This window comes from Agrococcus sp. UYP33, from assembly GCF_054060915.1.
Genome location: NZ_JBSSDR010000002.1, coordinates 149,038 through 170,278 on the forward strand (window position 1 = coordinate 149,038; position 21,241 = coordinate 170,278).

Annotated in this window: 21 protein-coding genes; 13 read left to right on the plus strand and 8 right to left on the minus strand. The window is 73.1% G+C overall.

What is annotated here, in order from left to right:
- Positions 1–13 precede the first annotated feature (13 nt).
- A complete protein-coding gene (locus tag ACVWW9_RS10960; protein WP_456515536.1) occupies positions 14–856 on the minus strand; it encodes an anti-sigma factor in 843 nt (280 codons plus the stop codon).
- Positions 853–1,401, minus strand: coding sequence for an ECF RNA polymerase sigma factor SigK (gene sigK / locus ACVWW9_RS10965; protein ID WP_456515537.1), 549 nt, complete (start codon positions 1,399–1,401; stop codon positions 853–855). The genes ACVWW9_RS10960 and sigK overlap by 4 nt, the downstream gene beginning before the upstream one ends.
- A 201-nt stretch (positions 1,402–1,602) precedes the next feature.
- Between sigK and tig the strand changes: the two genes are divergently transcribed.
- The 3 genes from tig to ACVWW9_RS10980 all read left to right on the plus strand — a co-directional run bounded on the left by tig (position 1,603) and on the right by ACVWW9_RS10980 (position 4,390).
- Entirely contained in the window at positions 1,603–2,955 is a 1,353-nt protein-coding gene (gene tig / locus ACVWW9_RS10970; RefSeq protein ID WP_456515538.1) for a trigger factor, read from the plus strand.
- Positions 2,956–3,101: 146 nt separating this feature from the next.
- Positions 3,102–3,728, plus strand: coding sequence for an ATP-dependent Clp protease proteolytic subunit (locus ACVWW9_RS10975; RefSeq protein WP_123697673.1), 627 nt, complete (start codon positions 3,102–3,104; stop codon positions 3,726–3,728).
- Positions 3,728–4,390, plus strand: coding sequence for an ATP-dependent Clp protease proteolytic subunit (locus ACVWW9_RS10980; RefSeq protein ID WP_456515539.1), 663 nt, complete (start codon positions 3,728–3,730; stop codon positions 4,388–4,390). Before ACVWW9_RS10975 ends, ACVWW9_RS10980 begins: the two co-directional genes overlap by 1 nt.
- 67 nt (positions 4,391–4,457) lie before the next feature.
- On the opposite strand, the gene ACVWW9_RS10985 is transcribed toward ACVWW9_RS10980, so the two are convergent.
- Entirely contained in the window at positions 4,458–5,147 is a 690-nt protein-coding gene (locus ACVWW9_RS10985; RefSeq protein WP_456515540.1) for a copper resistance protein CopC, read from the minus strand.
- A gap of 121 nt (positions 5,148–5,268) precedes the next feature.
- On the opposite strand from ACVWW9_RS10985, the gene clpX reads away from it, so the two are divergent.
- The 4 genes from clpX (at position 5,269) to ACVWW9_RS11005 (ending at position 10,511) form a co-directional block, all read left to right on the plus strand.
- Positions 5,269–6,546: an ATP-dependent Clp protease ATP-binding subunit ClpX gene (gene clpX / locus ACVWW9_RS10990; RefSeq protein ID WP_456515541.1), complete on the plus strand. Its 1,278-nt coding sequence runs from the start codon at positions 5,269–5,271 to the stop codon at positions 6,544–6,546.
- A 65-nt stretch (positions 6,547–6,611) separates the two neighbouring features.
- The gene (locus ACVWW9_RS10995) at positions 6,612–7,430 is read left to right on the plus strand and encodes an ABC transporter ATP-binding protein (protein ID WP_456515542.1); all 819 of its coding nucleotides are present in this window, start codon (positions 6,612–6,614) and stop codon (positions 7,428–7,430) included.
- A gap of 52 nt (positions 7,431–7,482) precedes the next feature.
- On the plus strand, positions 7,483–8,484 hold the full coding sequence (locus ACVWW9_RS11000) for an ABC transporter substrate-binding protein (RefSeq protein WP_456515543.1): 1,002 nt from the start codon (positions 7,483–7,485) through the stop codon (positions 8,482–8,484).
- Positions 8,481–10,511 carry an iron ABC transporter permease gene (locus ACVWW9_RS11005; protein WP_456515544.1) on the plus strand — a complete coding sequence of 677 codons (2,031 nt, stop codon included), beginning with the start codon at positions 8,481–8,483 and terminating at the stop codon, positions 10,509–10,511. The genes ACVWW9_RS11000 and ACVWW9_RS11005 overlap by 4 nt, the downstream gene beginning before the upstream one ends.
- 53 nt (positions 10,512–10,564) lie before the next feature.
- Here ACVWW9_RS11005 and ACVWW9_RS11010 read toward each other — a convergent pair whose 3' ends face one another.
- Complete coding sequence (locus ACVWW9_RS11010) at positions 10,565–12,604, minus strand: M3 family metallopeptidase (protein ID WP_456515545.1); 2,040 nt, start codon at positions 12,602–12,604, stop codon at positions 10,565–10,567.
- A 47-nt stretch (positions 12,605–12,651) separates the two neighbouring features.
- On the opposite strand from ACVWW9_RS11010, the gene ACVWW9_RS11015 reads away from it, so the two are divergent.
- Together ACVWW9_RS11015 and ACVWW9_RS11020 are read left to right on the plus strand one after the other, a co-directional pair.
- A complete protein-coding gene (locus tag ACVWW9_RS11015; protein ID WP_456515546.1) occupies positions 12,652–13,458 on the plus strand; it encodes a class I SAM-dependent methyltransferase in 807 nt (268 codons plus the stop codon).
- A gap of 10 nt (positions 13,459–13,468) precedes the next feature.
- Positions 13,469–13,888: a bleomycin resistance protein gene (locus tag ACVWW9_RS11020; RefSeq protein ID WP_456515547.1), complete on the plus strand. Its 420-nt coding sequence runs from the start codon at positions 13,469–13,471 to the stop codon at positions 13,886–13,888.
- Positions 13,889–13,961: 73 nt separating this feature from the next.
- Here ACVWW9_RS11020 and ACVWW9_RS11025 read toward each other — a convergent pair whose 3' ends face one another.
- The 3 genes from ACVWW9_RS11025 to ACVWW9_RS11035 form a co-directional block, all read right to left on the minus strand.
- Complete coding sequence (locus ACVWW9_RS11025) at positions 13,962–14,192, minus strand: hypothetical protein (RefSeq protein WP_456515548.1); 231 nt, start codon at positions 14,190–14,192, stop codon at positions 13,962–13,964.
- Positions 14,192–16,798, minus strand: a complete 2,607-nt coding sequence (valS, locus tag ACVWW9_RS11030) for a valine--tRNA ligase (RefSeq protein ID WP_456515549.1) — start codon at positions 16,796–16,798, stop codon at positions 14,192–14,194. Before valS ends, ACVWW9_RS11025 begins: the two co-directional genes overlap by 1 nt.
- Positions 16,799–16,898: 100 nt before the next feature.
- On the minus strand, positions 16,899–17,072 hold the full coding sequence (locus ACVWW9_RS11035) for a hypothetical protein (RefSeq protein ID WP_354261228.1): 174 nt from the start codon (positions 17,070–17,072) through the stop codon (positions 16,899–16,901).
- A gap of 40 nt (positions 17,073–17,112) precedes the next feature.
- On the opposite strand from ACVWW9_RS11035, the gene ACVWW9_RS11040 reads away from it, so the two are divergent.
- Together ACVWW9_RS11040 and ACVWW9_RS11045 are read left to right on the plus strand one after the other, a co-directional pair.
- The gene (locus ACVWW9_RS11040; RefSeq protein ID WP_456515550.1) at positions 17,113–17,898 is read left to right on the plus strand and encodes a fructosamine kinase family protein; all 786 of its coding nucleotides are present in this window, start codon (positions 17,113–17,115) and stop codon (positions 17,896–17,898) included.
- Between the two features lie 53 nt (positions 17,899–17,951).
- Positions 17,952–18,275 (plus strand): GNAT family N-acetyltransferase, encoded by a 324-nt coding sequence (locus tag ACVWW9_RS11045; RefSeq protein ID WP_456515551.1) that lies wholly within the window; start codon positions 17,952–17,954, stop codon positions 18,273–18,275.
- 30 nt (positions 18,276–18,305) lie between these two features.
- On the opposite strand, the gene ACVWW9_RS11050 is transcribed toward ACVWW9_RS11045, so the two are convergent.
- Complete coding sequence (locus tag ACVWW9_RS11050; RefSeq protein ID WP_456515552.1) at positions 18,306–19,646, minus strand: MFS transporter; 1,341 nt, start codon at positions 19,644–19,646, stop codon at positions 18,306–18,308.
- Between the two features lie 77 nt (positions 19,647–19,723).
- Here ACVWW9_RS11050 and ACVWW9_RS11055 point away from each other — a divergent pair, with 77 nt between their 5' ends.
- Complete coding sequence (locus ACVWW9_RS11055) at positions 19,724–20,326, plus strand: helix-turn-helix domain-containing protein (RefSeq protein WP_456515553.1); 603 nt, start codon at positions 19,724–19,726, stop codon at positions 20,324–20,326.
- Positions 20,327–20,353: 27 nt separating this feature from the next.
- On the plus strand, positions 20,354–21,235 hold the full coding sequence (locus ACVWW9_RS11060; RefSeq protein WP_456515554.1) for a hypothetical protein: 882 nt from the start codon (positions 20,354–20,356) through the stop codon (positions 21,233–21,235).
- Positions 21,236–21,241: the final 6 nt, after the last annotated feature.

The following is a 21,241-nucleotide window of genomic DNA, read 5'->3' on the forward strand; positions in this document are numbered from 1 at the left end:
GGGTCGGTGTGGCCTACGTCTCGACGACGAGGATGGGGTCGGTCGTCGGGGCGTCGGAGCCGCCGTCGGGCTCGACCGTCACGCCGACCGCGCTGCCAGCGGTGAGGGCGCCGTCGAGCAGGAACGCGGTCGCGCCGCCGCCGGCCTCGAACGTGCCGGCGCTCTGCGGGCCGTCGGCGTCGATGTACCAGGCCTGGTAGGTGCTGCCCTCCGGTGCGGCGCTGAGCCCGTCGAAGAGGATCGCCGACTGGCCGCGCTCGGCCGACCAGACGACCGTCGCGATCGAGCCGTCGGGCATCTCGACCTCGGTGCGCTCCGCGTCGGACGCGCTCACGACAGCGCCGAGCGCCTCCTGGCGGGAGTCGCCGCCGAGCTGCGTGCCGAGGGCGACGCCGCCGAGGAGCAGCGCGGCTCCGGCCGCGACCGCACCGACGGCGCGGAGCGGGCGCCAGCGCGCGCGGGCACGGCGCTCGGCCGGCCCGGGGCCGCCGGAGGTGGGCCGTCGCGTGCGGCTCGGGTCGACCGACCCGCCGCCGAACGACTCGGGCTGGATCGAGACGGGCGTGAGCGCGGCCGGCTGGACCGACGGGAGACGCACGGGCTCGGCGGGCTCTGCCGGCTCGGCCGCCGGCAGCTGCGGCTCGCGCCCGATCGCGTCGAGCACCGACGCGCGCAGCGAGGGCGGGGGCGCGACGGCGTCGCCCGCGAGCAGCGTGGCGGTGTCGGCGAGCGCCGCCGCCTCCTCCCTCGCCTCGGGCGAGGCGAGCGCCTCGAACCGGGCCCGCTCGTCTGCGCTCAGCGCGTCGAGCGCATACGCCGCGGCGAGGTCGTCGATGGACCGCTGGTCGCCGTTCATGCCGTCACCCCCAGGATGCCGCGCAGACGGACCATGCCGTCGCGCAATCGCGTCTTGACCGTGCCGAGCGGCGCTCCGACGCGCTCGGCGATCTCCGTCTGCGTGAGCCCGTCGAAGTACGCGAGCTCGATCGCCTCGCGCTGCGTGTCGCTCAGCTCGCGCAGCGCCTTCCGGGCGCGAGCGGCCTCGAGCGAGATCTCCGCCTGCTCGGACACCATGTCGACCGGCACCGCCGTGTCGCGCACGCCGATGCGGGCGTCGCGGTCGCGCTGCGACTGCGAGGCGCGCACGCGGTCGACCGCGCGGGCGTGCGCGATCTGCAGCAGCCAGCTGATGGCGGCGCCGCGGTCGGGGTCGAAGCGCTTCGCCTGCCGCCAGGCCTCGAGGTAGACCTCCTGCGCGACCTCCTCGGCCTGCGCGCGATCCACCAGGATGCGCAGCACGAGCCCGAAGACGCGCGACGACGTCGCGTCGTACAGCTCCGCGAAGGCGCGCTGGTCGCCGTCAGCGGCGCGCACGAGGCACTGCTCGAGGGTCGTCTCCACGCGCCTGAGTATTGCAGGCGGAGCGACGAGGGCGAGCGCGGTCATGACGGTGGTTCGTCACATGCGCCCTCTCGGATTGGACTCGGCGGAGCAGCGGGTAGACTCGGGCGGTGGTCCGCCCTCTCGCGGCGGATCCGGCGTGCCCACGCGCGCCGCGGGCATCCAGTGCCCGCCCAACGACGAACCACAGGAGACCACCTCGTGAAGACCACGGTCGAGAAGATCGAGAACACGCGCACGAAGCTGACCATCGCGGTCGAGCCGGCAGAGCTGCGTCCCGCGATCGACCAGGCGTACAAGACCGTCGCCGAGCAGATCAGCGTCCCCGGCTTCCGCAAGGGCAAGGTGCCCACCGCGATCATCGACCAGCGCGTCGGCCGCGAGGACATCCTGAACCAGGCCGTCTCCGAGTCGATCGACGAGTTCTACCGCCAGGGCGTCGCCGAGGCCGGCATCCGCCCGATGGGCCGCCCGCAGGCCGACGTCACCGCGTGGCCCGAGGTCAAGGACTTCTCCGGCGACCTCGTGCTCGAGATCGAGGTCGACGTCCGCCCGGACTTCGAGCTGCCCACCGTCGAGGGCCGCACGATCACCGTCGACGCGATCGAGGTCGGCGAGGAGGCCGTGGCGAAGGAGCTCGACGAGCTCCGCGGCCGCTTCGGCACGCTCGTGACGGTCGACCGCCCGGCCGCCAACGGCGACTTCGTGCAGCTCGACCTCACGGCGTCGATCGACGGCGAGGTCGTCGACAGCGCGAGCGGCATCTCGTACGAGGTCGGCTCCGGCGAGCTGATCGACGGCATCGACGAGGCCGTCGAGTCGCTCACCGCCGGTGAGGAGACCACCTTCACCTCGACGCTCGTCGGCGGCGACCACGCCGGCAAGGACGCCGAGGTCAAGGTCGTCGTCGAGGCCGTCAAGGAGCGCGAGCTGCCCGAGGCCGACGACGACTTCGCCCAGATGGCGAGCCAGTTCGACACGATCGACGAGCTGCGCGAGGACCTCAAGGTGCAGGCCGGCCGCAGCGGCCGCCTCGGCCAGGCCGAGCAGGCGCGCCAGCGCCTCCAGGACGAGCTCGTCGACGCCGTCGAGATCGAGATCCCCTCGGCCGTCGTCGAGGACGAGGTGGTCCGCCACCTCGAGGCCGAGAACCGCGCCGAGGACGCCGAGCACGGCGAGGAGGTCCGCCAGGAGACCCGCAAGGTGCTGAAGCAGCAGATGATCTTCGACCGCTTCGCGGAGGAGGAGGGCCTGCAGGTCACGCAGCAGGAGCTCACGCAGATCATCGTGCAGCAGGCCGCGCAGTACGGCATGGCGCCGCAGGAGCTCGTCACCGCGCTCGAGGCGAACGGCCAGCTGCCGGTGCTGCTGGGCGACATCCTCCGCGGCAAGACGCTCTCGACGCTGCTCGGCCGCGTCACGGTCGTCGACGACAAGGGCGAGACGGTCGACCTGTCGGACTTCCTGCCGTCGAACGAGGTCGACGAGGACGACGTCGAGGGCGCCATCCGCGAGGCTGAGGCGAAGCTCGCCGCGCAGCACACCGAGGACTGATCCACGACGAGGGGCCGGGCTGCGCGCCCGGCCCCTCTCGTGTGCTCGGGCCGTCCTCCGCCGCACCCTCCGCCTGCGGCGAACACGGCAGATCGCGTCGTGTTCGCCGCCTAGGGTTGGAGACGAATCGAGAGAAGGAGTCACCCGTGGCTGAACCCGTCTTCGCGCCGTCGGTCTTCGACCGACTGCTGCGCGATCGCATCATCTGGCTCGGCGAGGAGGTGCGCGACGAGAACGCGAACGAGATCTGCGCCAAGATCCTGCTCCTCGCGGCTGAGGACCAGACCAAGGACATCTACCTCTACATCAACTCGCCCGGCGGCTCGATCACGGCCGGCATGGCGATCTACGACACCATGCAGTTCGTGCCGAACGACATCGTCACCGTCGGCATCGGCATGGCCGCCTCGATGGGGCAGCTGCTGCTCACCGCCGGCACCGCAGGCAAGCGCTACATCACGCCCAACGCGCGCGTGCTGCTGCACCAGCCGCACGGCGGCTTCGGCGGCACCTCGAGCGACATCCAGACGCAGGCGCAGCTCATCCTCGACATGAAGAAGCGCCTCGCCGAGATCACCGCCGAGCGCACGGGCAAGAGCGTCGAGCAGGTCAACGAGGATGGCGACCGCGACCGCTGGTTCACCGCGCAGCAGGCGCTCGAGTACGGCTTCGTCGACCACGTCCGCGACTCCGCGACCGACGTCACCGGCGGCGGCGGCACCGACCAGGAGGGCTCAGCCTTCGACGACATCACCGGCCAGGAGGGCAACTGATGGACACTCCCACGTTCCAGGCGGGCGGCAACGCGCTGCAGATGCCCAGCTCGCGTTACATCCTGCCGAGCTTCGAGGAGCGCACGCCCTACGGCTTCAAGCGCCAGGACCCCTACGCGAAGCTCTTCGAGGACCGCATCATCTTCCTCGGCGTGCAGGTCGACGACGCGTCCGCGGACGACATCATGGCCCAGCTGCTCGTGCTCGAGTCGCAGGACCCCGACCGCGACATCGTGATGTACATCAACTCGCCCGGCGGCTCGTTCACGGCCATGACGGCGATCTACGACACGATGCAGTACATCCGTCCCGCGGTGCAGACCGTGTGCCTCGGCCAGGCGGCCTCCGCCGCTGCCGTGCTGCTCGCTGCCGGTGAGCCCGGCAAGCGCCTGGCGCTGCCGAACGCCCGCATCCTCATCCACCAGCCGGCGACCTCGGACGCCGGCCGCGGCCAGGCCTCCGACATCGAGATCCAGGCGCGCGAGGTGCTGCGGATGCGCGGATGGCTCGAGGAGACGCTCTCGAAGCACTCGAACCACGATGTGGCGCGGGTGTCGAAGGACATCGAGCGCGACACGTTCCTGTCGGCAGAGGAGTCGCTCGAGTACGGGCTCATCGACCAGGTGCTCGGCAGCCGGAAGACCGCGCAGCTGGTCGTCTGACCGCAGCGCGATCGCATGGAAGAGGGCCGGCCCCGCGGGGCCGGCCCTCTTGCGTGCGCAGCGGGCGTCAGGCGTTGCCGCGGTCCTTGCGACGGCGGTTCACCCGGTAGGCGATGAAGGCGAGCGCCGCGAGGATCGCGAGCACGAAGACGGCGACCGTCGGCCACGGGCCGGTCGAGTCGGTGCCGGGGTCGACGCCCGGCGCATCCGTCGACTCGGGCTCGTCGGGGCCGGTCGCCGTGGTCTGCGGTGCGGCGACCTCGCCGCTCGAGGACGGGGTCTCGGCGGGGGCCGAGGTCGCAGGCTCGGCGGTCGCGGGGGTCGTGCCGGAGGGCGTCTCGACGGGGGCGGCGGCGGTGTCGCACACCGGCGCGGCGGCCGCGCCGTCAGGGCCGCCGACGGCGTCGACGGGCTCGAACGCGAAGGCGATCTCGCCGGAGACCGCGTGGCCGTCGGCCGACACCACCTGGTAGGCGAGCGTGTAGTCGCCCGCGGCGCCGAGCTCGGCGTCGAGCGAGATGGTGTCGCCGTCGACGGTCGTGCAGCCGTCGCCGTAGTAGAGGCCCGCGGCATCCGTGATCTCGAGGGCGTTGCCGCCCTCGGCGCCCGGGACGTCGATGATCGCCTCGTTGAGCACGACGCTGAGCGAGCCGGGCTGCTCGGTGATCGTGGCCCCGTCCTCGGGCGTCGAGCCGATGACGGATGCGTGGGCGGGCAGGAGCAGGGCGACGGCGACGGCGGTCATGGCGGCGATCATGCGCTCAGCGTACGCGCCGCGGATCTGCGCCGCCTCGGCGTGGGCGTCGCCCGTGTCACCGGGGTGTCCTAGGCTCGTAGCACGGGCGCGGCCTGCGCCTACGACGATGTGGAGAAGCGACATGGCGCGACTCGGAGAGAGCGGCGACCTGCTCAAGTGCTCGTTCTGCGGCAAGAGCCAGAAGCAGGTGCAGCAGCTGATCGCGGGGCCCGCGGTGTACATCTGCGACGAGTGCGTCGAGCTGTGCAATGAGATCATCGAAGAGCGGATGGCCGAGGCCGGCGAGACGACGGCGCAGGAGGGCTTCACGCTACCGAAGCCGCGCGAGATCTTCGCGTTCCTCGAGGAGTACGTCGTCGGGCAGCGCAGCGCGAAGCAGTCGCTCGCGGTCGCCGTCTACAACCACTACAAGCGCATCGCCGCGATGCAGCAGCTCGAGTCGGCGGACAAGGCCGGCGACGGCGTCGAGATCCAGAAGTCGAACATCCTCATGGTGGGCCCGACCGGCTGCGGCAAGTCGTACCTCGCCGCCACGCTCGCGCGCCAGCTCAACGTGCCCTTCGCGGTCGCCGACGCCACAGCCCTCACCGAGGCCGGCTACGTGGGCGAGGACGTCGAGAACATCCTGCTGAAGCTCATCCAGGCCGCCGACTACGACGTGAAGCGCGCCGAGACCGGCATCGTCTTCATCGACGAGATCGACAAGGTCGCGCGTAAGGCCGAGAACCCCTCGATCACGCGCGACGTCTCCGGCGAGGGCGTGCAGCAGGCGCTGCTTAAGATCATCGAGGGCACGGTCGCGTCGGTGCCCCCGCAGGGCGGCCGCAAGCACCCGAACTCCGAGTTCATCCAGATCGACACGTCGAACGTGCTGTTCATCGTCGCCGGCGCGTTCGCGGGCCTCGAGGACATCATCGCGAACCGCTCCGGCAAGCGCGGCATCGGCTTCGGCGCCCCGGTGGCGTCGCTCAAGCCCAACCTCGACGTCTTCCAGGACGTGCTGCCCGAGGACCTGCACAAGTACGGCCTCATCCCCGAGTTCATCGGGCGCCTGCCGGTGATCGCGACCGTCTCGCCGCTCGACCAGTCGGCGCTCGTCGAGATCCTCACCGGGCCGCGCAACGCGCTCGTCAAGCAGTACCAGAAGATGTTCGAGATCGACGGCGTGAAGCTCGACTTCGAGGCCGAGGCGCTCGAGGCGATCGCCGACCTCGCGGTCGAGCGGAAGACCGGCGCCCGCGGCCTGCGATCCATCCTCGAGACCGTGCTCGCGCCGGTGATGTTCGAGGTGCCCTCGCGGGACTCCGTCGAGCGCGTCATCGTCACGAAGGAGTCGGTCGCCGGCGCCGAGTCGCCGGTGATCCTCACGGCCGACGACATCGAGGAGCTCTCCGCCTGAGCGGATCCGAGGCCGCCTCGCCGCCCGGATTGCTCCCAGCGCTGAGGTAAGGCTATCCTTACCTCGTGACCTCCACGGGACCCGGCGCACTGCGCGCCACCGACGTCAGCCTCGCCTATGGGCGCGAGCGCATCGTCCACGACGCATCCATCGCGCTCGAGCCCGGCTCGGTCACGGCGCTGGTCGGCCCGAACGGCAGCGGCAAGTCGACGCTGCTCCGCGGCCTCACCGCGCTGCACCGCCCGACCCACGGCAGCGTCGTCTTCGCCGACGGCGCCAGCGCGTCGGCACTGGGGGAGCGCGAGCTCGCCCGCCGGATCGCGCTGCTCGCCCAGTCGCACCCCGACCCCTCCGGCGTGAGCGTGCGCGAGGTCGTCGCCTACGGCCGCTTCGCGCACCGCGGCCGCTTCCGTGCGGGCGACCCCCAGGGCGCCGACGTCATCGACCGGGCCATGGCCGCGACCGGCATCGCCGAGCTCTCCGACCACCCCGTCTCGCAGCTCTCGGGCGGGCAGCGCCAGCGCGTCTGGCTCGCCACATGCCTCGCGCAGCAGACCGGGATCGTGCTGCTCGACGAGCCCACGACCTACCTCGACATGCGGTACCAGCGCGAGATCCTCGAGATCGTGCGCGACCTCGCCGACGACGGCGTCGCCGTCGGCATCGTGCTCCACGACCTCGAGCAGGCGGCCGAGGTCGCCGACGAGGTCGTGCTGCTCGTGCACGGCCGCATCATCGCCACCGGCACCCCCACGGAGGTGCTGACGGCCGAGCGCCTCAGCGCCGCGTACGAGGTGCCCATCGACGTCGAGCCCCTCGCAGAGGGCTTGCGCATCCGGCCGCAGCGGCTCCGCCGCCGGCTCACCGTGTCCCGCGCCGCGTGACTCGCTCCACATCAGGCCCGAAGGCTCCGCCTCGGGCCGAGGAAGGCTGACCATGTCCCAGCGAATCCTGCCCGCCAGGCCCGTCCTGGCCGGCGTCGCGGTGCTCACCGCGCTCGCCCTCGCCGCGTGCGGCACCACCGAGGCGCCCGCCGAGAGCGCCGCGCCCGGCGCCTCGAGCGAGGCCGTCACGCTGACGGACGCGCGCGGCGTCGAGGTCGAGATCCCCGCCGAGGTCGAGGACGTGGTGGCGCTCGAGTGGGCCGCCGTCGAGCACCTGCAGGTCGCCGGCCTGCCGCCGGTCGGCGTCGCCGACGTCGCGGGCTACACCGACTGGTCGGGCACCGGCGCGCCCCTCGAGGGCGAGCCGACCGATGTCGGCACGCGCATCGAGCCCTCGATCGACGCGATCGCCGGCCTCGCGCCCGACCTCATCGTCACGGTTCTCGGCGCCGACGACGCGGCCTATGCCGACCTCGAGGCGATCGCGCCCGTCCTCGTGCTGCAGGGCGCCGACGCCGCCGACCCGATCGGCACGATGTACGCCGACCTCCGCCTCGTCGGCGAGGCCGTGGGCGGCCAGGACGCCGTCGAGACGGCGATCACCGAGTACGAGGCGCACGTCGAGGAGCTCGCGGCGACCGTCGAGGAGGCAGGCCTCACCGGCACGCCGCTCGCGCACATGGACGGCTACGAGAACGGCGGCCAGGTCGAGATCCGGCCCTATGCCGACGGCGCGCTGCTGCCCGCCGCCTTCGAGTCGATCGGCTTCGTCAACGGCTGGCCGGGCGAGGGCGACGCGCAGTACGGGCTCGGCGTCACCGACGTCGAGGGCCTGACGGCGCTCGAGGAGGGCACGCACATCGTCTACATGACGGTCGGCGAGCGCGACGTCTTCACCCAGCAGCTCGCGTCGAACGCGATCTACACCGACCTGCCGACCGTGCAGGCCGGCAACGTGCACCGGCTGCCCGACGGCATCTGGCTCTTCGGCGGCGTCGAGTCGATGACCGCCTACCTCGACGCGCTCGTCGCGGCGCTCTCGCCCGCCCCGTGACACGCATCCGACCGGGAGGGCTCGCGCTCGGCGCGGCCCTCCTCGTCGGCCTCGTCGCCCTCTCGGGGTGGCACGCCACGCAGGGCACGACGGACCTCGGGCTGCAGGAGCTGCTGGGCTGGCTCGGCGGCGACGCGAGCCACGCGTCCGTGATCGTCGAGAGCCGGCTGCCGCGCATCGCCGCGGCGATCGTCGTCGGGCTCGCGCTCGGCGCGGCCGGCTACGCGATGCAGACCCTCACCGGCAACCCGCTCGCCTCGCCCGACACGCTCGCCGTCAACGGCGGCGCGAGCGCGGCGATCGCGATCGCGGCCGTCGCGGGCATCAGCCTGCCGGGCATCGGCGGCGCCGGCATCGCCTTCGCCGGCGGCCTCATCGCCGCCCTCGCCGTCGTGGCCATCGGCCGCGGGCGGGGGTCGACGACCCAGATGGTGCTGGTCGGCACCGCGCTCGCGCTCGCGCTGCAGTCGGTGACGACCGTCACGATCATCCTCAACGAGCAGGAGACGGCGGGCCTCTACGCCTGGGGCGTCGGACGGCTGTCGCAGAACGGCATCGAGACCGTCGCCCAGCTGCTGCCGATCGTGCTCGTCGGCATCGCGGTGCTGCTCGTGCTCGCTCGCCGGCTTGACGTGCTCGCGCTCGGCGAGGAGGCCGCGACCACGATCGGCGTCGGCGTCGGCCGCCTGCGGCTCGGCACGCTCATCGCCTCGGTCGCGCTCGCCGCGGCCGCGGTGGCGATCGCCGGCCCGATCGGCTTCGTCGGCCTCGCCGCGCCGATCGTGATCCGCATGGTCGCGCGCCGCATCCCGGGTGCCGCCCGCCACGTCGTCGCGATCCCGCTCGCCGCGCTCGCGGGCGCCGTGCTCGTCGTCGGCGCGGATGTGCTGCTGCGTGCGGCGCTGCCCGGCTCGGCCTCGCTCGACGTGCCGACCGGTGTCGTGACGAGCCTCGTCGGCGCCGTCTGCATCATCGTGCTCGCCCGCACGATGGCCGGTGCCGCCGAGACCGAGTCGATGTCGGTGCTCGGCGCCCGCACGATCGCGAAGCACGCGTGGGTGCCGATCGTCATCGCGGCGGTCGTGCTCACGGCGATGACCGTCGCGGCCGTGCTGCTGGGCGACCGGCTGCTGCTGCTCGGCGACGTCGTCAACTGGCTCGCCGGTCGCGCCGGCGATGCTGTGCGCGTGACGCTCGACACCCGCACCCCGCGGGTCGCGGCCGCGGTGCTCGCGGGCGTCGCGCTCGCGCTCTCCGGCGCGCTCGTACAGGCGGTCGCGCGCAACGCGCTCGCGGAGCCCTACCTGCTCGGGGTCGCCGGCGGTGCAGGGCTCGGCGCGGTGAGCATCATCACCCTGGTGCCGGTCGCGACCGGCTGGCTCGTGGCGGGCAGCGCGCTCGCCGGCGGCGCCATCGCGGGTGTGCTCGTGCTCGTGCTCGTCGGCTGGCGCAGGCTCGGCAGCCTCCGGCTCGTGCTCACGGGGCTCGCGCTCTCGGCCGCGACCGCGGCGCTCACGAGCATGCTCATCGTCATCACCGACCCGTGGAACCGCGGCAAGGCGATCGTCTGGCTCTCGGGCTCGACCTACGGCCGCGGCTTCGAGGATGTGATCCCGGTCGCGATCGCCGTGGTGCTGTCGCTGCTCGCGCTCACCTGGATGCACCGCGACCTCGACCTCGCGCAGCTCGACGAGGCCACGCCGAGGCTCCTCGGGGTGCGGCTCACGGCCGTGCAGATCGTCGCGCTCGCCATCGCGGTCGTGCTGGCCTCGACGGCGGTCGCCGCGATCGGCGTCGTCGCGTTCGTCGGGCTCGTCGCGCCGCATGCCGCGCGGGCGATCGTCGGCGCGAGGCACCGGGTGCTGCTGCCGCTCGCTGCGCTGCTGGGCGGATCGCTGACGCTGCTCGCCGACACCCTCGGCCGCACGCTCATCGCGCCGGCCCAGCTGCCGGCCGGGATCATGACCGCGCTCGTCGGCATCCCGTACTTCATCTGGCTCGTGCTGCAGGCGGGCCGCTCCCGCTGACGCGGCCGCTGACCCTCCTCGCGGGTCAGCGGCCGGCCGGTGGGACGCGCGAGTCAGGCCGCGGCGTCGAGCCCCCGGCGCTTCAGCAGGTGCGTGAGGTCGGCGTCCTGGCCGTGGAAGTCGCGGAACGCCTCGAGCGGGTCCTTCGAGCCGCCGACGCCGAGCAGCCGCTCGCGGAAGCGCTGCCCGGCCTCCCGGATCGACGGCTGCGCCTTGAACCACTCGACCGTGTCGGCGTCCATGACCTCCGACCAGATGTACGAGTAGTAGCCGGCGGAGTAGCCGCCCGAGAAGACGTGCTGGAAGTAGCCGGTCGAGTAGCGCGTCGGCACGGTGTCGCTCAGGAGGCCCACCCGCTCGAGGGCGTCGCGCTCGAACGCCGCGACATCCGTCACCTCGTCGCCGGCCGTGCGCGCGTGCCATGCCTGGTCGAGCAGCGAGGCTGCGAGGTACTCGCTCGTGTCGTGCCCCTGGTTGAACGACTCGGAGGCCTGCAGGCGCTCGATGACGTCGGCGGGGAGCGGCTCGCCCGTCTCGATGTGCTTCGCGTAGTGCTCGACGATGCCGGGCCACAGCATCCACATCTCGTTCACCTGGCTCGGGAACTCGACGAAGTCGCGGAACGTGTTCGTGCCGCCGAACGACGGGTACGTCACCTGGGCGAAGAGCCCGTGGAGCGCGTGCCCGAACTCGTGGAAGAGCGTCGTGGTCTCGTCGAAGGTGAGCAGCGTCGGCGTGCCGGCCGGGGGCTTCGGCACGTTGAGGTTGTTCATCACGACGGTGGGCTGGCCGAGCAGCGCGTTCTGCTGCACGAGCGAGTTCATCCAGGCGCCGCCGCGCTTCGAGTCGCGCGTGTAGAGGTCGAGCAGGTAGAGGCCGACCTCGCTGCCGTCCTCGTTCCGCACCTCGAACACGCGCACTTCCGGGTGGTAGCCGACCAGGTCCGCGCGCTCCTCGAACGTGATGCCGTACACCTGGTTCGCGGCGTGGAAGACGCCGTCCCACAGCACGCGCTCGGCCTCGAAGTAGGGGCGGAGGGCCGCGGTGTCGACGTCGAAGCGCGCGGTGCGCTCCTTCTCGGTCCAGTAGTCCCAGTCCCAGGCGGCGAGCTCGTAGGACTCGCCGGATGCGTCGATCTGCGCCTGCAGCGCCGCGGCCTCTGCGGCGGCGTTCGCCGCGGCGGGCGTCGCGAGCCGGGTGAGCATCGACAGCACGCGCTCGGGGTCGCGCGCCGTCTCATCCGCCATGATCGCGTGCGCGTGGGTCGCGAAGCCGAGCAGCGCGGCGCGCTCGGCGCGGAGCGCGGTGAGCTCGAGCACGGTCGCGCGGTTGTCGTGCTCGTTGCCGCGCGTGCCGCGGGCGAGCGACGCCTCCATGATGCGCTGGCGCACGCCCCGGTTCGTGAGCGACGCGAGCCACGGGTGGCCCGAGAAGAGCGGGAGCGTGACGAGGTGCTTGCCCTCGAGGCCTCGGTCGGCTGCGGCCTGCGCGGCCGCCTCGATCTCGCCGGCGGACAGCCCGTCGAGCGCGGCGGCGTCGTCGATGACCACGGCGAGGTCGTTCGTGTCGGCCTGCAGGTGCTTGTCGAAGCGCGCCGAGAGGGTCGCGAGCTGCTGGTTGAGCTCCTTGAGCCGCTCGCGCGCCTCGGGCTCGAGGCCTGCGCCGGCGACCGTCATCTCCGTGTGCTTGCGCTCGACGAGGTAGCGCTGCTCCTCGGTCCAGGAGGGGTCGGGCGACTCGTGCAGCGCGGCGACGCGGGCGTAGAGGCGCGGGTCGAGCGTGATGGAGTCGGCGTGCGCGGCGAAGCGGGGGGCGTAGCGCTCCTCGAGCTCCTGCAGGAACGGCGACGAGTCGGTCGAGGTCATGCTGAAGAAGACGTGGGCGACGCGCGAGAGCACCTGGCCGCTGCGCTCGAGCGCCTCGATCGTGTTCTCGAAGGTGGGCTCGTCGTCAGCCTCGACGATCGCGCGCACCTCCTCGGACTGCTCGGCGAACCCGGCCTCGAGCGCCTCCTCGTAGTGCTCGTCGCGGATGTCGGCGAACGGCGGCAGCTGGTAGGGGAGCGTGCTGGGCGAGAGGAAGGGATTGGTCATCCCACCACCCTAGGACGCCCACCCTGCAGCGGTCGTAGACTCCGGGGATGGGGCACGCCACCTACTCCCACGGCCACCACGCGAGCGTCGTCGCCGCGCATGCCGCACGCACCGTCGCGAACTCCGCCGCCTACCTCTCGCCGCTGCTCGCGCCGGGGATGCGCGTGCTCGACGTCGGCTGCGGCCCCGGCTCGATCACGATCGACCTCGCCCGCCGGGTGGGAACCACCGGCCGCGTCGTCGGCATCGACATGAGCGCGGAGGTCGTCGAGACGGCGCGCGCGGCGGCCGAGCAGGCGGGCGTGCCCAACGTCGAGTTCCGCGTCGGCGACGCCTACGATCCCGCGCCGGGCGAGCGCTTCGACGTCGTCCACGCGCACCAGGTGCTGCAGCACCTCGGCGACCCGGTCGCGGCGCTGACCGCCTGGCGGGCCGCCGGCGACCTCGTCGCGGCCCGCGACGTCATCTACTCCGCGACGACGATCCATCCGCTCTCGCCCGAGCTCGCGCGCTGGCGCGAGCTGATGGTGGCGCTGCAGGGCGCGAACGGCGGCGATGGCGACGCGGGCGCGCGGCTCAAGGCCTGGGCGCGCGCCGCGGGATTCGGCCGCATCGAGACCGACGTCGAGACGTGGTGCTTCGAGTCGGAGCGCGGCCGGGCGTTCTGGGGCGGGCAGTGGCAGGAGCGCGCGCTGCACTCGGCGTTCGCCGACGGCACGGAGCGCCACGGCCTCGCCGACGCGCGGGAGCGCGAGGCGATCGCGGCCGCCTGGGCAGACTGGACGGCCGACGACGACGGCTGGATGGCCATGATCCACGGCTGGATCCTGGCGAGCGACGGAACCGCCGGGTAGCGTGCAGCCCATGGTCGCGGTCTGGCGTGGAGCTGCGGTCCCGATCCTGCCGGTCGCCGACCTCGACCGCTCGGTCACGTTCTACCGCGGCATCGGCTTCGACGTGGAGATCTCCGCCGAGGGGCGCTACGCGTTCGTGCGATCGGAGGGGGTGCAGCTGCACGTCTCCGAGACCGGCGGCTTCGACCCCTTCTCGCAGGCGGGCATGGCCTATGTCTTCGTCGACGACGTCGAGGCGGTCCGCGTCGCGCTCGAGCTCGACGATGCGCTCGCGCTCAGCCATGCCGAGCTGCGCGCGCGATGGGCGCGGGGCGAGTCGCTCGCTCGAGCGACGCCGATGCAGGACGAGCCGTGGGGGCTGCGGGAGTTCTCGTTCATGGACCCCGACAACAACCTGATCCGCGTCGGCGGTCCACCGCCCCGCGACTGATCTCTCGACGTCGCCAGTGGTCGCTCGAGGCGCAGAGCGCGACGCGCGACCACCCGCGACGTTGAGAATCGGGTCAGTCGGCTCGGGTGACCAGCACGTCGTCGCCGTCGAGGCGGATCGTGGTGCCGTCGTCGAGCTCGACGACGGGCAGCCCCTCGAGCCACGTGAGCGTCCAGCGCCACGTCGAGGTGTCGGCACCCAGCTCGACGAGGGTGCGCTCCTCGTCGTCGATGGCCGCGCGCATCGCGACCGGCACGGTCTGCGGAGCCTCGCCGCCGACCGCCCACCGGGTGCCGATCTGCATCAGGACTCCTCGAGCACGATCTCGCCGACGGCGAGCTGGTCGCCCTCGACGATCGACAGGTCGCGGATGCGCCCGACGGCCTTGAGGTCGACGGCGGCGGCCTCGAGGTGCTCGCGGAGCGCCTCGGGCACGGCGATCACGGCGGAGGCGACGGGCGTCTTCTGGCTCGCCTTCGCATCCGTCTTGGCGCGACGGATGCCGATGAGCGCCTGGCCGACGGCCGACAGCATGCCGGTCGGGCTGGCATCCGTCATGCCGGGCAGCGCGGCGAGCTCGTCGGCCTCGGGCCAGGCGGCGAGGTGGATCGAGCCGTCGTGCGACCACGACCAGACCTCCTCGGTCGCGAACGGCAGGAACGGCGCGAGCAGGCGCAGCTGCACGTCGATCGCCGTGCGGAGCGCCGCGATCGCCGAGGCGCGGCCGGCCGCGTCGCCCGAGTAGGCGCGCTCCTTCACGAGCTCGAGGTAGTCGTCGCAGAAGGTCCAGAAGAAGGCCTCGGTGGTCTCGAGCGCCTTCGCGTGGTCGTAGCCCTCGAACGCGCGGGTCGAGGCGCGCACGACGGCGGCGAGCTCGGCGAGCATCTCGCGGTCGAGCCGCTCGATGACCTCGCCGGGCGCGCCCTCCATCGACAGCACGAAGCGCGCCGCGTTGAGCACCTTCATCGCTAGGCGGCGCCCGATCTTGATCATCTTCGGGTTCTGCGGGTCGAGCGTCGCGTCGACGCCGAGGCGCGACGACGCCGCCCAGTAGCGCACGCCGTCGGAGCCGTGGTCCTCGAGCATGCCGAGCGGCGTGACGACGTTGCCCTTCGACTTCGACATCTTCTTGCGGTCCGGGTCGAGGATCCAGCCGGAGAGCGCGGCGTGCTGCCACGGCGCGCGGCCGTCCTCGAACATCGAGCGCAGCAGCGTCGAGAAGAGCCACGTGCGGATGATGTCCTGGCCCTGCGGGCGCAGGTCGAAGGGCGTCAGCTTGTCCCACAGCTCGGAGCCGCGCGCCCAGCCGCCGGCGAGCTGCGGCGTGAGCGACGAGGTCGCCCAGGTGTCCATGATGTCGATCTCGCCGGCGAAGCCGCCGGGCACGCCGCGCTGCGACTCGTCGTAGCCCTCGGGCAGGTCGCTCGTCGGGTCGAGCGGCAGCTGGTCGGGCGTCGGCAGCAGCACGCGGTCGAAGTCGCGCTCGCCCTCCTCGTCGAGCGCGTACCAGACCGGGATCGGCACGCCGAAGAAGCGCTGGCGCGAGATGAGCCAGTCGCCGTTGAGCCCGTGAACCCAGTTCTCGTAGCGGGTGCGCATGTGCTCCGGGTGCCAGGCGATCTCGCGGCCGAGCTCGACGAGCCGCTCGCGGAGCGCCTCGTCGCGGCCGCCGTTCTTGATGTACCACTGGCGGGTGGAGACGATCTCGAGCGGCTTGTCGCCCTTCTCGTAGAACTTCACCGGGTGCTGGATGGGCTTCGGCTCGCCGATCATGCGGCCGGCGGCCTGCAGCAGCTCGACCATCGCCTTCTTCGCGCTGAACACCGTCTTGCCGGCGAGCTCCGCGTAGGCGGCCCTCGCGGCGTCGCTCGAGAGCGCCTCGGGCGCCTCGGCGGCGAAGCGGCCGTCGAAGCCGATCACCGAGCGGTTCGGCAGCTGCAGCTCGCGCCACCACGTGACGTCCGTCACGTCACCGAACGTGCAGATCATCGCCACGCCCGTGCCCTTGTCGATCTGCGCGAGCTCGTGCGCCACGAACGGCACCTCGACGCCGAAGACCGGCGTCGTCACGGTCGTGCCGAAGAGGTGCTGGTAGCGCGTGTCGTCCGGATGCGCGACCACGGCGACGCACGACGGCAGCAGCTCGGGGCGCGTCGTGTCGATGCGCAGGTCGCCGTCCTGACTGGTGAAGACGATGGTGTGGTACGCCCCGGGCTGCTCGCGGTCCTCGAGCTCGGCCTGGGCCACAGCGGTGCGGAACGTCACGTCCCAGAGCGTCGGCGCATCCGCCTGGTACGCCTCGCCGCGCTCGAAGTTGCGCAGGAACGCGAGCTGCGAGGTGCGGCGGGCGTCGTCGGAGATGGTGCGGTAGGTCTGCGACCAGTCGATCGAGAGGCCGAGCGTGCGCCACAGGTGCTCGAAGCGCTCCTCGTCCTCCTCGGTGAGGCGCTCGCACAGCTCGATGAAGTTCTTGCGCGAGACGGGCAGCTGGTCGGCGGCCTTCGAGCTCTTGCCCTCGCCGCCCTGCTGCGGGGGCGTGAAGTCGGGGTCGTAGGCGAGGGTCGGGTCGACGCGCACGCCGTAGTAGTTCTGCACGCGGCGCTCGGTCGGGAGGCCGTTGTCGTCCCAGCCCATCGGGTAGAAGACGTGCTTGCCGCGCATGCGCTGGAACCGCGCGATGAGGTCGGTGTGCGTGTAGGAGAACACGTGGCCGACGTGGAGCGAGCCGGATGCGGTGGGCGGCGGCGTGTCGATCGAGTAGATCGCGTCGCGGTCGAGCTCGGCGGCATCGAAGCGGTAGGTGCCCGCTGCCTCCCAGTGCTCGCCCCACTTGGCCTCGAGTCCTTCGAGGGCGGGCTTCTCGGGCATCCCCGGCGTGGCGGGCGTCCCGGACGTGGGCATGGCGCTCATGGCGTCTCGCTTTCGATGTGCGCGGCATCGCGTCTGTGCTGCCGCCTCGGGACGAGGCCGCGGCTTGATGCCTGGTTGTGCTGGGGAGAGTCTACGGCGGTCAGCGCGCGCTGGACCTGCGCCACTGCAGGAGGGCGGTGACCGCGAGGGCTGCGGCGGCGACGCCGAAGAGCACCTGGCTGAGGATGTCGCGCTGCAGCAGCGCGGCGATCGCGAAGCATGCCGCCGCGACGATCCAGATCCACAGCGGCGCGGGCTTGGGGGAGCGTGCCATGCCGACCACGCTATCGGCCACGCCGTGCCAGGGTTGCGCCATGGACGTGGTGAAGCGGGCGCGTGCGGGCGCGCCGCACGCGCTCGCGATGGAGGCCGCCGGGCTCGCGTGGCTCGCGGAGGCCGAGGACGTCGGCGGCACGCGGATCGCGCGCGCCCGGTTCGACGGCTCGGCGCTGCACGTCGCCCGGGTGGCGGAGGCTGCGGCGACGCCCGCTCGCGCCGAGGCGCTCGGGCGCAGCCTCGCCGCGCTGCACGCGAGCGGCGCCGGCTGGCACTGCTGCCCGCCGCCCGGGGCGACGGCACCGTTCGAGGTGGGCTCGTCGCGCACGCTGCTCGCCGCCGAGCCGGCCGGCGAGGGCTGGGGCGAGGCGTGGGCGGCCACCTCGGTGCGGCCGATCCTGGAGCGCTGCGTCGCGCTCGGCAGGCTCGACGCCGATGGGGCGCGCGTCGTCGCGCGTGCCGTCGATCGGATGGCCGAGGGCGCGTTGGACGCGCCGCAGCCGGCGGGCGTGCCGTCGGTCGCGCGCATCCACGGCGACCTCTGGAGCGGCAACGTGCTGTGGAGCGACGTCGACACCGGCGCGGTGCTCATCGACCCCCACGCGCAGGGCGGGCACGCCGAGACGGATCTCGCGATGCTCGCGCTCTTCGGGCTGCCGCGCCTCGACGCGGTGCTCGCCGCCTACGACGAGGCGGCACCGCTCGCCGACGGCTGGCAGGGCCGCATCCCGATGCAGCAGCTGCAGCCGCTGCTCGTGCACACGCTGCTGTTCGGCGGCGGCTACGCGGGGCGGGCGATCGAGGTCGCCCGGACGCTCGGCTGAGCACGACGCGGATGGGGCTCGCCGTCGCGCGCCCGCGGTGCCAGGCTGGCGGCATGGAGACCTCCGTCAGCAGGCAGAGCGGCCCGGACCGGTTCGTCGTCGAGGCCGACGGCATCGCCGCGGGCTTCGCGCAGTTCCACGACCACGACGGGCATCGCATCTTCTTCCACACCGTCGTGAGCGCCGAGTTCTCGGGTCACGGCCTCGCGAACCTCGTGATCGAGCGCGCCCTGACGGCGACGCGCGACGAGGGCCTCCGCATCGTCGCCGTCTGCCCGCTCGTCAAGCAGTACGTCGAGCGGCACGCCGACGAGTGGGGCGCGAGCGTCGACCGCGCGACGCCCGCGATGCTGCAGGCGCTGCCGCCGAAGCTCTGACGCCTGGACCGCTCAGGGTCAGGCTCGAACTCAGGCCGGGACGGGCTGCTCCTCCGCGACGATCGCCTGCGCGGCGTCGGCGTCCTCGTCGCCGAGGCGACGCATCCGGCCGGCCGCGATCGCGCCGATCAGCGTGAGCGCCGAGAGCGCCGCGAGCACGAGCCCCGGGTGCCACCATGCACCGCCGGTCAGGGTGCCGAGCTCGGCCGTGAGGTAGGGGATGAAGCCCGAGAGCACCGCGGCGATCGCGTACGCGAGCGACAGCGCGGAGTAGGCGTGGCGGCCGTGGAAGAGCTCCTGCATCGTGCCGCCGAGCGCGGCCCACGACGCGGTCGGCAGGATGCCGCCGACCACCATGAGCGCGACGAGCACCGCGAAGGTCGCGGAGCCGAGCAGCCAGTAGATCGGGAAGGCGATGAGCAGCGTGCCGACCGCGCCGAGCGCGACGACACGAGCAGAGCCGATGCGCGTCGCGAGCCAGCCGAAGAACGGCACGGTCACGAACTGCAGCAGGCCGCCGATCGTCGCCGCGGCGAGCAGCTGCATCTCGTCGTAGCCGAGCTCCGCGACGCCGTAGCCCATCGTGTAGGTGTTCATGAGCGAATAGGAGCCGATGCCGAGCAGCGCGACGAGGATCGCGACGCCGAAGGCGGCCGGCTGCGTGCGGACCGCGGCCCACACGGGGTTGCGCTCGCGCGTGCCCTGCGCGGCGATGGCCTTGAAGACGGGCGTCTCGTCGACCGACCAGCGCAGGTAGAGCGAGACGGCGATGAGCGGGATCGCGAGCAGGAACGGGATGCGCCAGCCCCACGCGGCCATCGCCTCGCCGCCGAGGGTGGAGAACATCACGAGCATCAGGCCGCCCGCAGCGACCGAGCCGATGGGGGAGCCGAGCTGCGGCAGCGACGCGAAGAACGGGCGCCGACGGGCATCGGCGTGCTCGGTCGCGAGCAGCACGGCGCCGCCCCACTCGCCGCCGAGCGAGAGCCCCTGCACGACGCGCAGCAGCACGAGCGCGACCCCGCCGAACATCGCCCAGCCCTCGCCCGTCGGCAGCAGGCCCACGAGCCCCGTCGCGACGCCCATGAGGGTGATCGTGATGATGAGCGTGGCGCGGCGGCCGATGCGGTCGCCGAGGTGGCCGAAGAGCACCGCGCCGATCGGCCGGACGACGAAGGCGATGCCGATCGTCGCGAAGGAGGCGAGCAGCGCGCCGGTGGCGCCGAGCGCCGAGAAGAAGAACGGCCCGGCGAAGAACGCCGCGAAGTAGGAGTAGGTGTAGAAGTCGTAGGACTCGAGCGCGGTGCCGACGGTGGCGGCGGCCGCGACCCGGGACGTGGCTGTGCGCGCGGGCGCGGTGGTGGTGCTCACGGTTGCTCCTCAGGCGCGCCGTCCGCGGCGCGGGGTTGTCGTACCGAGTGCAACAATAGCGCCACGAAAGGATTCCCATGACCGCGAAGAAGGGCCCCGGTCGGCCGCGCGCATCGAGCGCGGCGACGATCCACGAGGCAGCGCTCGAGCTGTTCCTCGAGCACGGCTACGACGCCGTGAGCGTTGACGACATCGCCCGTCGTGCGGGCGTCTCCCGCGGCACCGTCTTCACGTACTGCGACTCGAAGGCTGACGCGCTCTGGGTCGAGCTCGACGCCGCGATCGCGCGCGCCGGCGCGGCGCTCGACGCCGGTGGCCCGGATGCCGTCGGCCGGCTCGTCGCGGCGATCGCACGCGCGGTCGAGCCGTGGAACGCGACCCCGCCGACCGCGCTGCGGGATGCGCGCGCCATGCGCGCCGAGGAGGCGCTGCGCGACGGCGCCCCCGCGCGCCTGCAGCCGCTCGTCGAGCGCGCCGCGCTCGCGCTCGCGCTCGAGCGCGACGCGCTGCCGGAGTCGGTGGATGCCGCGGTCGCCCCGGTCGCGATCGTCGCCGCTGCGTGCGCGGCGCTCGTCGCCTGGGCCGGCACACCAGGCCGTCCTCGAGCGGCCGACGCGATGCGCGCCGCGCTCGAGCCGATCGCCGCGGCGTCACGGTTGGGCAACGATCCGCGCGGCTGATGGGGGACAGCGCCATCGAGGCGCATCATGGTGCTCGTGTGGCGCCCTCCTCGCTCGGTGATGGCCGCCGCCGCCATCGTGGCGGGCGCGGCGCTCGCGGGCTGCGCCCTGCCGGCTGAGCCGCCCCCGGTCGCCGTGGTGTCGCCGCCGCCGATCGTCACGCCGGCGCCCGTCGCGGTCGCGCAGCCTCCTTCGCTCTCCCCGCCGACCGGCGTGCCCGAGCCGCCGGCCCCGACGGTGCGCCACACGCCGCTCCGGCCGAGCGCGACGCCGCCCGAGTCGCGGGAGACGCCGCGGCCTGCGACCCCGACGTCGTCGCGACCGCCGTCGCCCTCACCGACGCCGTCGGCCTCGCCGACGCCCGAACCCACCTCGTTCGTCGCGCTGCTGCCGCGCGCCGCGGCGCTCGCGCCGCTCGAGTGGGCCGACGCGACCGGTGCGCACACGGCCCCCTGGGTCGAGGTGGCGCCGCCCGGCGCCATCGCGCCCGGCGTCGCGCTGCCGCACGTCGCGGCAGCGAGGTCGGCGACCGGCAGCTGCGCGAGCGCCGCCGACGCGGTCGACGGCGAGGCGCTCGAGGCGGCATCCACGACGCTGCACGCCGATCCCGCGCCCGGCGCGCCCATCGACCTCGTGGTCGTGCGCTACCCGAGCGAGGCCGCCGCCCAAGCGGCCGTCGCCGCGATCCAGGCGCTCGGCGCCGCCTGCGAGGGGGTCGCGACCCCCGACGGCACGCTCGGCAGCGGTGTCCCCACGCTCGCGGCGGCCGCCGTCCTGTCGGGCGACGGCGCCGCGCTCGTGGTCGACGCTGCCGCGGACGGCGCCATCCTCATCGCGGTCGTCCACGAGGGCGCGCCGCCCGAGGCCGTCACCGCGCTCGTGCGGGCGCAGGTCGCGGCCGTGCCCTGAGGCGGG